Genomic DNA, 13,438 nt, shown 5'->3' on the forward strand with positions numbered 1-13,438 from the left:
GTTGGCCCATGGAACACAGGAGGCTCGGGCGCACCGGGCTGCGCGTCTCAGCGATCGGGCTGGGCACCATGACCTGGGGCCGGGACACCGATGAGATCGAGGCCAAGGATCAGCTGGAGATCTTCCTCGACGCCGGCGGCACCCTGCTGGACACGGCCGCCTCCTACTGCGAGGGCGCCTCGGAGGAGGTCATCGGAGGCCTGCTGGCCGGGACGGTGGACCGACGTGACGTGGTGCTGGCGTCCAAGGCCGGTGTGCGCACCTGGCGCACAGGTGAGCGTTCAACGGCGGCCGACGCCTCCCGCGGCACCCTGCTGGACACCCTCGACGACTCGCTGGCACGCCTGGGCACGGACCACCTGGACCTGTGGCTGGTGCAGGTCCCGGACGCGACTACTCCGCTGGAGGAGACCGCCGACGCCCTGCGCACCGCGGTGGCCTCCGGCCGCGCCCGATATGTGGGCGTGTCGAATCATCCGGCCTGGGCGAGCGTGCACATAGCCGACCTGCTGCGCGAGGCGGGCGGACCCGGCATGGCCGCGGCGGAGGTGGAGCACTCGCTGCTGGCCCGCGGGATCGAGCGGGAGCTGGTGCCGGCGGCGGGCGGGCTCGGCTTCGGCGTCATCGGCTACGCGCCGCTGGGACGCGGAGTGCTGACCGGCAAGTACCGGGCCACCACTCCCCCGGACTCCCGTGGTGCCTCCCCGCACCTGCGCTCCTACGTGGCGCCCTACCTGGGTGAGCGGCATCAGGGCGTCGTGGAGGCGGTGGCTACGGCCGCCGTGGGCCTGGACCGCAAACCGGTGGAGGTCGCCCTGTCCTGGGCGCGCGACGCCGAGGGAATCGCCTCCACCATCGTGGGGGCCCGCACCCCGGGCCAGCTGCGCGGCGCCCTGGCGGCTGAGGATCTGGTCCTGCCGGTGCAGATCCGCCATGCCCTGGACGAGGTGACGGCCCCCGAGGTCGGCTACCCCGAGCGCTTTTGAGCGTCTGCCCCGCCGCGCCGGTCAGCCCTCGTAGTCGTCCTCGTCGACCTCACGGTCGTCGTAGTCGTCGTAGTCGTCCTCGTCCACGTCTTCATCGTCGTAGTCGTCGTCGACGCCCTCGTCCTCATCGTCCTCCGCTTCGTCGTCCTCCTCGGAGTCGAAGGCGTCGAAGGGCAGTTCTATGCCGTAGGCGGTGAACAGAGCGTCGTCATAGGTGAAGAAGGCGTCCTGAAGCGCGTCCTCCGCCGCAACGACGGCCGGGGAGGCCTCATCGCCCGTCGCGGCGGCGTCCAGGTGCGCCTCGAGGGCGGCAATGAGTCGGTTGAGCGCTGACCGCGGATCGTTCGTCATGTGGGCAAGGATACCGGCTCGACCCTGAGGCGCGTCCACCGCCGAGGCCACGATCTAGTTCAGTCCCCGGCGCTGAAGCAGCGGGGCGATCTCCGGGTCGCGACCGCGGTAGGCACGATAGGAGACCAGCGGATCGCGGGAGTCCCCGCGGGAGAGGAACTCGCTGCGGAAGCGTTCCCCGGCCCAGCGGTTGAGTCCGAAGTCGCCTTCCTTACCGCCCTCGCCGTCGGTGCGGAACCAGTCGGTGGTGTCCGCGTCCATGACCTCACTCCAGATGTAGGCGTAATAGGCGGCCGCATATCCGCCGCCGAACACGTGGGCGAAGTAGGTGCTGCGGTAGCGGGGCGGGACCAGCGCGTCGTCAATGCCGGCGGCGGACAGGGTGGCATGTTCGAAGGACTCGACCGCGGCGACGTCGGCGGGCACGTCCTCGGGTCGTAGTGTGTGCCAGGCCTGGTCGAGCAGGGCGGCCCCCAGGTACTCGGTGGTGGCGTACCCCTGCCCGAAGGCTCCCTGACTGCGCAGCTGCTCGGCGAGCGAATCGGGCAGCTGCGCACCGGTGTCCACGTGGCGGGCGTAGGAGGCGAGGACCTGCGGGTGCAGGGCCCACTTCTCGTTGACCTGGGAGGGGAACTCCACGACGTCTCGGGGCACGTTGGTTCCCGACGCGCTGGGCCAGCGGGTGTCGGCGAACAGGCCGTGCAGGGCGTGGCCGAATTCGTGGAAGGCGGTGATGACGTTGTCCCAGGTCAGCAGGGTGGGGCCGGCCTCCGGCTTGGTCAGGTTCAGGCAGTTGATGACCACCGGCCTGCGCCCGGTCAGGTGGCTCTGCTCCACCAGGGAGTCCATCCAGGCGCCGCCGTGCTTGCCCTCGCGGGCGTAGTAGTCGCCGACGAACAGCCCCAGCAGGTGCGCGTCGGGGCCCTCGCTGTCGCGCACCTCCCAGACCCGCACGTCCGGGGCGTACATGTGGGCGGCCAGGTCGGGGCGCTCGTGGAAGGTGATGCCATAGAGCCGGGTGGCCGCATAGAAGACGCCGCGCTCGACGACGTTGTTCAGCTCCAGGTAGGGGGCCAGGGTGGCGTCGTCGATGCCGAAGCGCTCCTTGCGCTCGGCCTCCTCGTAGCGGAGCCAGTCGGCGGGGCCGAAGGCCTCACCGGGAAGGGTGTCCGGGTCTGCGGCCATGCGGGCGGCGTAGGTCTCGGCGTCGCGGCTGGCGTTCGCCATGGCCGGAGGCACCAGACGGGTGAGCAGCTCGCTTACGGCCTGGCTGGTGCGGGCGGCGGACTCGGCGGCGACGACGGCGGCGTGGTGGGGGTAGCCGAGCAGCCGCGCCCGCTCGGCCCGCAGCCCGGCCTCCTCCAGGACGATGGCCCGAGTGTCGTACTCGCCGGAAAGGCCGCGGGAGAGGGACCGGTTAAGCAGGGCAACGCGCTCGGCGTGAGTGGTGGTGGTGACCAGGGCGGGGGTGGCGGTGAAGTTCTCGACTCCGGCCGCATGCATGGCCTTGGTGGACAAGGTGCCGAAGCGGGTCGATAGGGCGCTCAGGCGGGCGTTAATGGCGCGCAGCCGGTCTGCGTCCGGACCGGTCAGGGCGACGCCGTCGCGTTCGAACTCCTCCACGGCCAGCCGGATGCAGCGGGCGGTCTCGGCGTCGATCACCTGCCCGTCGGCGTCCACCGGGGTCTGGGCGGGGGTGTCCTGGGCGGCGGCGCGCACCTGCTCGTCTAGAGCCTTGAAGCGCCGGTAGATGCGCTCGTCGAGGCTGTAGGCATCCTCGTGCGCGGCCAGGTCGGGAGCCAGGTTCTCCTCGAGCGCATCCAGCTCCGGGGAGTCGGTGGCCGAGGTCAGGGCGTACAGCACGGTCAGAGCGCGTCCCAGCAGCTCGCCGCTGCGTTCGACCGCGGCGACGGTGTTCTCCACGGTCGGGACGGCGGGGTCGGCGGCGATCGCCTCCCACTCGGCGCGCTGGGCCGCCATGCCGGCGCGTACGGCGGGCTCGATGTCCGCGGGCGCGACGGCGGCGAAGTCGGGCAACTCCAGGTCAAGCTCCCAGGGGCGGGCGAAGGGGCTGGTCTCGGGAAGGGCGTCCACCACTGCCGGAGTCGACTCGGTCATGCGCTCATATTGCCACGGGCTCCGGCCCGTCCCAGGGGGCGGCCGGCTCACGCGGCTCATGGGCCAGCAACGAGCCGGTCCACTCGTCATAGCTGCGCCCGTTCTTGCGGAAGACACCGCGGCGGCGTCCTTCGCGGACGAACCCGAGCCGCCATGCCGTCCTCCAGGACGCCCAATTGGGCGCCCCGTCATCGATCAGACATGCCCATCCCAGGACGGGCAGAGCGAAGGGGCCGTCGGGATCGAATAAGAGCTCAATGACGGCGGCGAGAGCGCGATGCATCGTGCCGCGGCCGCGGGCGTCCGGGGCAAGCCAAAAGCCGATCTCGCCGCGTCCGCTATCCGTGACCAGGACGCTGAGCATGCCTACCAGACGAGGGCTCACAGGCTCGGTGGCATCGAGTTCGCGGACGCCCCAGGTGTAGATCCGACCCGCGTCCCAGCCCGGCGCGACCACATCCTCTATGAAGTCGACAGCGTCCTGTCGCGCGTATGGCGTGGGGATGGTGGTCCATCTCTGAATGTCCGGGTCCTGGCACACCTCCGCGATGCGGTCGGTATCGGAGAGTGTAGGAACCGACAACACCAGCGCAGGCAGGTCGACGCCGTCGCGGCGTGCGGCAGGAATCCGAATGTCGAGGGGCTGCATGGCATGAGCCTACGCGGCACCGCGCCTACCGCACCGGACGGCGGCGGCTGCGTCCCAGGGCCCTTAGAGCCCGAGTACGCCCTGGACGTCTGGGGGGAAGAAGCCGGGCCCCTTGAGGACCTTGCCGTCCGCCCGATAGACCGGCCTGCCGTCCTGCCCGAGCTTGGACATGTTGGAGCGCTGTACCTCGGCCAGCACCGCAGCCAAGTCGATGCCGGTCTCCAGGGCCATGCCGTAGATGACATACACCAGGTCCGCGAGCGCGTCCGCGGCCTCGACCGTGTCGCGGCTGCCGTCGTCGGCGGCCACGGCACGCCGGTAGGCGGACTCGATCTCGCTGCGTGCCGCCCGCCCGTAGACAGCGCCGGTCAGCTCGGCGAACTCCTCGGCGATCAGGCTCATGCGCATGTGCAGGCTCTCGCGGTCCAGGCTCGGCCCGTCGGTCTGGATCGGCAGGCCGTAGGTGGAGTGGAAGCGGCGCACCAGCGCCTCGGGGTCGTCCCCCTCGCGCTCCCCAACGGCGTCGGCAGCCACCAGCGGGGTGGCGGCGCCGTGGGTGTGCGAGGAGCCCGCGACCTGCCCGCCGACGGTGACCGGACCGTCCCAGGGGGCCACGGGGCGCCGCGGGTCGGCGGGCAGGAGCGTACCCACCCAGCCGTCGTGCAGGACGCCGTCGTTGGCGAGGAAGGAGCGCACCCGCCCCTCCCGGCGGAAGCCCAGCCCCCAGGCCACGCGCCAGGACGCCCAGTTGGGCACGCCGTCGTGAATGTCGCAGCGCCAGCGCAGGGCGGCTGCACGCAGGGGCCCGTCCGGGTCGAAGGCGGTCTCGATGACTGCCCGGGCGGCCCGGGAGACGGTACCGCGGCCGCGGGCCTCGGGGGCCAGCCAGTAGCCGATCTCCCAGGTGCCGTCCGGCTGCCCGGACACACCCATCATGCCGACCAGGACGGTCCCGTCGTCATCTTCGACCTCGCGCACGGCCCAGTTCAGGTCGTTGCCGGCATCCCAGCCGTCGCGCACGATACGGCCGATGAAGTCCTGCGCGTGCGCGCGGGTGTACCCCCGGGGCACGGTGGTCCACTCCTGGATGTCGGGGTCCTGACAGATCTCCGCCACGCGGTCGACATCCGCCTCGGTAGGGATCGACAGCAGGAGTTCGGGCAGGTCGACGCCGTTGCCGGAGGCGGCGGGCACACGGATCTCGAAGGGCTGCATGAAACGAGCCTACCGGCGTACTGGCTCGGAGGGTTGCAGTCAGGCGCGAGCGGGCTCCCCCGCGGCGTTGGGGCGCGGCCCCCGGCGCAGGGCCGGCCAGCTCAGCAGCAGGATGATCCCGCCGAGCAGGCCGTAAAGGAGCGCCACCCAGGTGCCGTGGGCGTCGGCGAACCAGCCGACAATGGGCGGGGCGATGAGCATGACTACGCGCGCCAGCCAGGACACGATCGTCAGTCCCATGCCGGGGCGCAGACCCGGGATGTCGTCGGCGGCCGCGTACGCGACCGGCACCGCCACCGCGCAGCCGGCGCCGGAGATCACCATGCCCACCAGCGTTCCCGGAACCGATCCGGCCAGCAGGGCTGCGCCCATGCCGAGGGCGACCAGCGCTCCCCCGCCCGCAATCACCCTGCGGGCGCCGAGGCGGTCGATGACCGCGTCTCCCAGCAGCCGCCCGACGATCATGGTGGTCTGCAGGCACACCAGTCCCATACCCACCATGCCGGCCGCGGCCCCCTGCTCGGTCAGCAGCAGGGAGGACCAGTTGCCGGTGACATCCTCCGGGAACATGGCGGCGGCGCACATGAGCCCGAGTACCACCACGAGGGTCAGGGTCAGTGCGCGGGAGGGCGAGGTCACCGGTGCGGTGGCGGCGGCGTCCGGGTCTACATCGACAGGTGCGGTGATGGTGCCCGCACCGGCGGCGGCGTCCTCGGCGGCGTCTGCCAGGCGGCGGTCGTCGGCGTCGGGGCCCTTGATGGTCCAAGGCATCGCCGCGCCGGAGACGACGGCGAGCAGCGCGAGTACACCGGCCATGTGGATCTCCACCGGAACTCCGGCCCCGGCCATCGCCTGCCCCGTGGTGGCGCCGAGCACCGCGCCGAGCGACCAGGCGGCGTGGAAGCTGGTGATGATGGAGCCGCCCCAGCGGCGCTCCACGCGCAGGCCGTGGGCGTTCTGGGCGACGTCGACGATGGCGTCGGTGCCACCAACCCAGGCCATGCACAGGGCGAAGACGATCCAGGAGTCGGCCATGCCGGCACCGAGCAGGCCGACCCCCAGAATGATCATGCCCAGGCAGGCCACCCGGGCGGAGGTGAAGCGGGTGATCAGCCAGGAGGCCGCCAGGCCGGCGACGAGCGCCCCGATGGAGTTGAACATGACTGCCTGACCGAAGGCCGCCTTGTTGATGCCCAGATGCTCCAGGATCTCCGGATAGCGCGGCACCAGGTTGGAGAATCCCAGCCCGTTGGCCAGAAACATCAGGTAGACGGCGATGCGGGCCTTGATGACGGCGGGCAGGCGCCCGCGTCCGGAGGGGGCATCGGTGGTCACGGCGGTGCGGTCCTTTTCGGGGCTAGGGCTCTCGAGATGACGAGTAGACGGAGATGTTGCGGATATGACTAGGGGCCGCGACCCGTTGGCCGCGGCCCCTGCTGGGGGTGTCCGAGGGGGGACTTGAACCCCCACGCCCTTTTAATCAGGCACTAGCACCTCAAGCTAGCGCGTCTACCTATTCCGCCACTCGGACTTGTCGTCACCGACGCCGGGCACAGCCCGGCACTGCTGACGCACGAAAGTTAACACGCTCCGGGCCAGAGCGGGCAAATCCGCCCCGGGTGCCGTGCGTCACAGCCGCGGCGGCGGGGAGCACAACTCCCACTCACAGCGGGGCGACGGCGATCCTGGTCCCCAGCGACACCGACTCCCCCGGCTCCAGGCGGGTGGCGCTGTCCCCGACGACGGCGCTCTCCACGCACAGCATGGAGGCGAATTCGTCGCCGTCCATGTCCGCCAGCGCGGCGGCACCGGCACTCCACGGGTTCCACACCACGGTGTTGCGGGCGCGCACGCCGGTGACGCGCACGCGGCGGCCGTAGGCCGGATCGCTGACGGTGACCGGTGAGCCGGAGGCGTAGACCCGGTCCGTCTGTCCCGTGATGCGCAGCGCCCCGCGCTGCACCTGGTCGGCCCGGCCGGTCACCTTGTCCAGGTAATGGACCCCGTCCAGGCCACTCACCTCCACGGCCGTCACGTCGCCGACCGCCAGGTAGGTGTGCAGGGCGGCCTCCACCGGGTGGTCCGTGGGAGCGTCGGCGCTGCGGCGCAGGGAGAGCGTGAGGGCGAGCTCCTCTCCCACGCTCACCGAGTACAGCGCCGCGATGCCATCGCGCTCAAGCGTGAACAGCGCCTGCACGGCGCCGCCCGGCTGCGGCTCCACGCTGCGCAGCTGCCAGGGTGAGACGCGCCCCCAGCCGTGTGCGGGCCGCCGGTCACCGCTCACGCCTGCCCCGAACCAGGGCAGGCACAGCGGCACGCCGCCGCGAATCGGGGCCACGGCGTCGAACACCGCCCGCCGCGAGGTGAAGATGACGGGCCTGCCGCCGCGCGGCGTCCAGGCGGTCAAGTGCGCTCCGTGCAGGTAGATCTCGGCGCTGCCCGCGGGGGCGTCGATGAGCAGTCTCGGCTGGCCGCCCCGCCCCGGAGTCAGGGCCGCGGTCCGCGGCAGGCGGGGGCGCGTGGTGTCTGTGTCCATAGACGCCACGCTAGTAGGCTGGCCCGCGTCCGCAAGTGAGAGCGAGCCAGATAAAACATGTATACCACCGCCGGAGCCGGCGCTGAGGGCCGCCCGCTCCCGCTGCCTTATGTCCCGACCGCTGTCCTGCTCGACCTGGACGGCACCCTCGTCGACTCCGCGCCGGCGATCCTCATGGCGCTCAGGGCGGCATTCAGCGAATTGGGGCTGCCAGCGCAGGCACCCGCGGAGTTGATGCGCTTCGTGGGTCCCCCGCTGGTCGACGGCTTCCGCCTGTATGCCGGCCTTACCGGTGCGGCCAACGCCGAGGCGGTTGCAACCTACCGGCGCCACTACCGCGAGACGATGCTCGACTCGCCCCTGTACGACGGCGCGGCCGAACTGGTGCGCGGCCTGCATGCAGCCGGGATGCCGCTGGCGCTGGCGACCTCCAAGCACGAGGGCTACGCGCGCGAGATCCTCGCGCACAAGGGTCTGGCCGACTGCTTCACCGTGGTCAGCGGGGCGCGTGCCGGAGACGTCAGTGGCAGGAAGGCGGCGGTCATTCACTCCGCGCTTCAACGCCTGGCGGCGGCGGGAGCAGACCTGGATCGGCCGGTGCACGTCGGGGACCTAGACCACGATGTCCAGGGGGCCCGAGCCGAGGGCGTCGACTGCATCGGCGCCCTGTGGGGCTACGGAAGTGCGGAGGAGCTGCGCGGCGCCATCGCCCTGGTCACCACCCCGGCCGAGCTGGGGGCGCTGCTCGGAGTGGAGGTCTGAGATGGCAAACACGTCGGATACGGCTCCCGCAGGGAGCCCGGAGAACAAGGAGATCGGGCAGGGTCCCGGTCTGGACCCGGGCCCGGCGGCCACCGCCGCGGAGCAGCCCGGGCAGGAGCGGAACCCGTCATCCTCCGCGGAGAAGACACAGTCGGCGGATTCCGCACTGCGACACCTCACCTCCCGCCTGCGGGAGGGACGGGGCGCGCTGGGACGCACGATCGACCGGGCCGAGCGCGCTCGACTCGACGCCCGCGAGCAGCAGCTGCGCTACAACGACTCCCCCGCGTCTGCCTCCACGGACACCGAAGACAGCGACGTGGTTGACGCCGCTCCGCGCTCGCCGCTGGCCACACTGCCCTCGTGGCTGGTGCGCGGTGGAATCTCGGCCTGGCTCCTGCTGGGGCTGATCATTGTCATCGGCCTGGTCTTCTTCGCCACCTCACGGATCATTCCGGTATTCGTAGGAGTGTTCATGGCGCTGGTACTCACCTCGATCCTGCAACCGCTGGTGAAGCTGTTCGCCCGGATCATGCCCCGTTACCCGGCCACCTTCCTCGCTTTGCTCAGCGCTCTGGCGGTCGTGGCCGGAATGGTGACCTATGTGGTCACCTCGGTGACGAACCAGTGGAACACGCTCGCCTCCCAGTTCTCCGACGGCGTCGACACGATTGTGGACTTCATCGTCGACGGCCCGCTGCCGCTGGACCTGACCCAGCAGGAACTGACGGGGCAGCTGCAACAGCTGCTCGAGCAGGGGCAGCACTACCTGATGAATAACGCCCCCACGCTGGCCACGGAAGTGCTGTCCAATGCTGGAACCGTGGTGAACATCTTCGCCGTGCTGGCGCTGGCGATCTTCACCACGATCTTCTTCCTGGCCTCCGGCGGACGCATGTGGCGGTGGTTCCTGAACGAGCTTCCTGCCCGAATCCGCGAAGACGTCCACCGCGCCGCCGGCGCCGGCTGGTACACCTTCGCCGGCTACGCCCGCGGCACCGTGATCGTGGCGCTGACCGACGGAATCATGTGCGGGATCTTCCTCCAGATCGTCGGCGTGCCGCTGGCCGCACCGCTGGCGGTGCTGGTCTTCATCGGGGCCTTCATCCCGATCATCGGCGCCCCCACGGCCATGATCATCGCCATGGTGGTGGCACTGGCCTCGAAGGGCTTCATCACGATGGTCGTCGTGGGCCTGGGGGTGGCCGGCATCGGCCAGATCGAGGGGCACATTCTGCAGCCGCTGATCATGGGGCGGCAGGTGTCGCTGCACCCGGTGGTGGTCATCATCGCCGTCGCCGTGGGCACCTACGCCGCGGGCCTGCTCGGCGCGATCGTGGCAGTGCCGCTGGTGAGCGTGGCCTGGTCGGTGTACTCCGAGCTGCACACCAAGGACGCACCCGTGGTCGGCGAGCTGCCGGCCTACTCCGGGGACAGGGGCTGAGGGGCGGGCGGCTGGCTAGCACCAGTCGCGGCTGCCCGGCGAGGCGACGCCCGGCAGCACCTCCAGGCGTTCGGCGACGAGGGCGGTCACGCCGTCGCCGGATTCGACCAGCCCCCGCACCACGAGTGCCGCGGCCCGGCGACCGGCGTCGTGGTAGCGCCGCCACATGCCGACGGGGCAGATGACGTTGAGCAGACCGGTCTCGTCCTCGAGGTTGAGGAAGATCGTGCCGGCCGAGGTGCTCGGTCGCTGCCGGTGGGTGACGAGCCCGGCCACCCGCACCCGACGCCCCGGCTCATGGTGCAGAACCTCGGCGACGCTCAGCACGCCCGCAGCGGCGAGCCGGTCGCGCTGGAAGGCAATGGGTGAGGCCTCGGTGGAGACCCCGGTCAGGCGCAGGTCGGCGTCCTGGCGCTCCCGGTCGGTCATGTCGGCCAGGTGCGGGGCACGGGCGCCGACGGCGGTGCCGGGCAGCGGCGGCTGGTACCAGACGGGCCGCCTGTGGTCATGGGTATGGCCGGGGGCGTGGCGCCGCCCGTACTCCTGGGCCAGGGCGCCCGCGGCCCACAGGGCCTCACGGCGGGCGACGCCGAGGGAGGCCAGCGCCCCGGAGGCGGCGAGAGCCTCGAGTCGTGAGCGGCTCAGGTGCACGCGGCGGGCAAGATCGGCGATGCCGGTGTAGGGGCCGTGGGCGGTGCGTTCGGCCACGATGGCCACGGCGGCGTCACCCAGTCCCTTGATGGGGGCCAGGCCGAGGCGGACGGCGAGCTCCGGGTGGACGTCCAGGGGACTGAGCGCGTTGGGGTCTGCTCGCACAGCTGCCTGCACGGCATCGGCGTCGTCCCTGGGCTCGACGGCGGCCTGCTCCCGGGAGAAGTTGATGTCTGCGGGCAGTACCCGCACGCCGTGGCGGCGTGCGTCGGCGACCAGGCTCTGCGGAGACCAGAAGCCCATGGGCTGGGCGGCGAGGATACCGGCGTAGAAGTCCTCGGGCTTGCGGGCCTTGAGCCAGGCGGAGGCGTAGACGAGGTAGGCGAAGGAGAAGGCGTGGGACTCGGGGAAGCCGAAGTCGGCGAAGGCGCGAAGCTTGTCGAATATGGTCTCCGCGGTCGGCGGGTCGATGCCCCGCTCCTGCATGCCGCGCACCAGGCGCCCGTGCAGGGCCTCCATGCGCTCCACGGAGCGCTTGGAACCCATCGCCTGCCGCAGGGCGTCGGCCTCGGCCGGGCTGAAGCCGGCGGCATCGACGGCGATCTGCATGAGCTGCTCCTGGAACAGGGGGATCCCCAGGGTCTTGGCCAGTGCGGGCCGGAGGGACTCGTGCAGGTAGGTGACCTGCTCGCGGCCCAGGCGGCGGCGGATATAGGGGTTGACGGCGTCGCCCTGGATGGGACCGGGCCGGATCAGGGCGACCTCGACGACGATGTCGTAGAACTCGCGCGGGCGCAGGCGGGGCAGGGTGGCCATCTGGGCGCGGGACTCGACCTGGAAGACGCCGACCGTGTCGGCGGCGCTGAGCAGCCGGTAGACGGCGGGGTCCTCCTCGGGGAGGGTGTGCAGTCCCCAGGGCCGGCCCGCCTGGGCGGGGCGCAGCTCCCCGCCGGGGGCAAGGTCGGGCACCGTCTCGCCGCGCTGCGCCAGGCTGGTGAAGGCCAGGCGCAGCGCGGTCAGCTCCCCGAGTCCCAGCAGATCGAACTTGACCAGGCCCGCAGCGGCGCAGTCGTCCTTGTCCCACTGCAGGACGGTGCGCCCCTCCATGGCGGACCAGCGCACCGGGCAGATCTCGGTTACGGGGCGGTCGGCGAGCACCATGCCGCCGGAGTGGATGCCCAGGTGCCGGGGCAGGCGCAATAGCTGTTCGGCGACTTCTAGGACCTGCTCGGGAGGGCTGTCGGCGGCGGAAGCGGCGGGTCCGGTGGGATCGCCGTCGTCGGTGCGGACGCTTCTCCAGTGGTGGGACATCCGGGATGCCCAGGCGTCCTGCAGCCCGGCGGGGTGGCCGAGCGCCCGGGCGGCATCACGGATCGCGGAGCGGGGCCGGTAGGAGATGACGTTGGCGACCTGGGCGGCGTAGTCGCGCCCGTAGTGGGCGTAGACGTGCTGAATGACCTCCTCGCGACGGCAGGCCTCGATGTCGAGGTCGATGTCGGGGTAGCCGGTCCGGCCCGGGGAGAGGAAGCGTTCGAAGAGCATGCGGTGGCGGACGGCGTCCACCGCCGTGATTCCCAGGGCGTAGCAGACGGCGGAGTTGGCCGCGCTCCCCCGGCCCTGGCACAGGATGCCGGCGCTGCCGCAGAAGTCGACGATGGAGCGGACGATGAGGAAGTATCCGGGGAAGCCCAGGGACTCGATGACGTCGAGCTCGTGGGCCAGGACCCTCCAGGCCTCTGGGTCCTCTGCCTCGGTGCCGTAGCGGGCCAGGGCTCCCCGGCGAGTGAGCTCACGCAGCCAGGTTGCGGGCGTGTGCCCCTCTGGAACCTCCGGATCGGGCAGCCCGGGGGCGACGAGGGTGAGGTCGAAGGCGAGCTCCTGGGCGATCTCGGCGGCGGCGTCGACGGCGTGAGGCGCCCGGCGGTGGAGGCGCGCCATGTCCTGCGGGCCGCGCAGCCAGCGGCCGCTGGCGGGCAGGTGTCCGCGGGCGCCCTCGAGGTCGGTGCGCAGGCGGGTAGCGGTCAGGACATCCGCGAGGCGGGAGTCTGCTGGTCGGGCGCAGCGCACGGCACCGGTGGCGACGAGCGGAAGCCGGTGGGCACCGGCCAGCTTGGCGAGGACGGTGGTGAGGGCGGCGTCGGTGGGACCTGCGTCCAGGGAGATCTCGACGGCGACTGCGTCTTGGCCGAAGAGGCCGACCAGGCGCCCGAGGACGGCGTCGGCGGAGCCGAGGTCCCAGGTGTCCGGGCGCTGTGGGTCGCCGAGGGCGCGACGGAGAGGCCCGTTGGCGGTGCCGGTGAGGACCAGGCAGGTGGAGCGCAGGGCGGCGGCCAGGGTCGGCAGCCGATGGGCGGGGTCCACGCGGCGGCCGGCGGCGAGATTGTGACGGGAGATGGCGGCGCACACACGGTGGTAACCGAGCGGCCCCCGGGCGAGGAGCGGCAGGTGAGCACCGTCGTCGAGAGTCAGCTCGGTGCCGTGGACGGTGGGGATTCCATAGGTGCGGCCGGCCTGTGCGTGCCGGACGATACCGGGCATGCCGTCGTGATCGGTGAGGGCGATGGCCTCGAGGCCGAGCTCAGCGGCGGCGGCGACGAGGTCCTCGGGCTCGTTGGCGCCGTCCAGGAAGGAGTAGGCGGAGTGGGCGTGGAGTTCGGCGTAGCGGTGCGTGGCGGCAGTAGCGCGACTCATGGAAGTGGTCCTCAGCGGTGATTCTCACAGCGGCG

The 13,438-nt window shown here is 71.5% G+C and carries 10 protein-coding genes and 1 tRNA gene; 3 read left to right on the forward strand and 8 right to left on the reverse strand.

What is annotated here, in order from left to right; genetic code table 11:
* Positions 1 to 8 precede the first annotated feature (8 nt).
* Entirely contained in the window at positions 9 to 986 is a 978-nt protein-coding gene (locus tag BLR49_RS08420; RefSeq protein WP_092536339.1) for an aldo/keto reductase, read from the forward strand.
* A 21-nt stretch (positions 987 to 1,007) separates the two neighbouring features.
* Here BLR49_RS08420 and BLR49_RS08425 read toward each other — a convergent pair whose 3' ends face one another.
* The 7 genes from BLR49_RS08425 to BLR49_RS08455 form a co-directional block, all read right to left on the reverse strand.
* Positions 1,008 to 1,337, reverse strand: coding sequence for a DNA primase (locus BLR49_RS08425; RefSeq protein ID WP_092536342.1), 330 nt, complete (start codon positions 1,335 to 1,337; stop codon positions 1,008 to 1,010).
* Between the two features lie 54 nt (positions 1,338 to 1,391).
* Positions 1,392 to 3,455, reverse strand: coding sequence for a M3 family metallopeptidase (locus tag BLR49_RS08430; RefSeq protein WP_092536345.1), 2,064 nt, complete (start codon positions 3,453 to 3,455; stop codon positions 1,392 to 1,394).
* 4 nt (positions 3,456 to 3,459) lie between these two features.
* A complete protein-coding gene (locus tag BLR49_RS08435; RefSeq protein ID WP_092536348.1) occupies positions 3,460 to 4,104 on the reverse strand; it encodes a GNAT family N-acetyltransferase in 645 nt (214 codons plus the stop codon).
* A gap of 63 nt (positions 4,105 to 4,167) precedes the next feature.
* Complete coding sequence (locus BLR49_RS08440; protein ID WP_092536351.1) at positions 4,168 to 5,319, reverse strand: bifunctional GNAT family N-acetyltransferase/nucleoside triphosphate pyrophosphohydrolase family protein; 1,152 nt, start codon at positions 5,317 to 5,319, stop codon at positions 4,168 to 4,170.
* A gap of 39 nt (positions 5,320 to 5,358) precedes the next feature.
* A complete protein-coding gene (locus BLR49_RS08445) occupies positions 5,359 to 6,654 on the reverse strand; it encodes an MFS transporter (protein WP_425425763.1) in 1,296 nt (431 codons plus the stop codon).
* A 108-nt stretch (positions 6,655 to 6,762) separates the two neighbouring features.
* A tRNA-Leu gene (locus tag BLR49_RS08450) sits at positions 6,763 to 6,850 on the reverse strand.
* Positions 6,851 to 6,982: 132 nt separating this feature from the next.
* Positions 6,983 to 7,855, reverse strand: a complete 873-nt coding sequence (locus BLR49_RS08455) for a D-hexose-6-phosphate mutarotase (protein ID WP_092536354.1) — start codon at positions 7,853 to 7,855, stop codon at positions 6,983 to 6,985.
* Between the two features lie 57 nt (positions 7,856 to 7,912).
* Between BLR49_RS08455 and BLR49_RS08460 the strand changes: the two genes are divergently transcribed.
* Both BLR49_RS08460 and BLR49_RS08465 read left to right on the forward strand, forming a co-directional pair.
* Positions 7,913 to 8,617 carry an HAD hydrolase-like protein gene (locus BLR49_RS08460; RefSeq protein ID WP_092536357.1) on the forward strand — a complete coding sequence of 235 codons (705 nt, stop codon included), beginning with the start codon at positions 7,913 to 7,915 and terminating at the stop codon, positions 8,615 to 8,617.
* Position 8,618: 1 nt separating this feature from the next.
* Positions 8,619 to 10,061, forward strand: coding sequence for an AI-2E family transporter (locus BLR49_RS08465; RefSeq protein WP_092536360.1), 1,443 nt, complete (start codon positions 8,619 to 8,621; stop codon positions 10,059 to 10,061).
* 15 nt (positions 10,062 to 10,076) lie between these two features.
* Here the strand turns inward: BLR49_RS08465 and BLR49_RS08470 are convergent, their stop codons facing one another.
* Positions 10,077 to 13,403 carry an error-prone DNA polymerase gene (locus BLR49_RS08470; RefSeq protein ID WP_092536363.1) on the reverse strand — a complete coding sequence of 1,109 codons (3,327 nt, stop codon included), beginning with the start codon at positions 13,401 to 13,403 and terminating at the stop codon, positions 10,077 to 10,079.
* Positions 13,404 to 13,438: the final 35 nt, after the last annotated feature.

Source organism: Actinomyces ruminicola, from assembly GCF_900103885.1.
In the GTDB taxonomy this organism is placed as follows: Bacteria; Actinomycetota; Actinomycetes; order Actinomycetales; family Actinomycetaceae; genus Actinomyces; species Actinomyces ruminicola.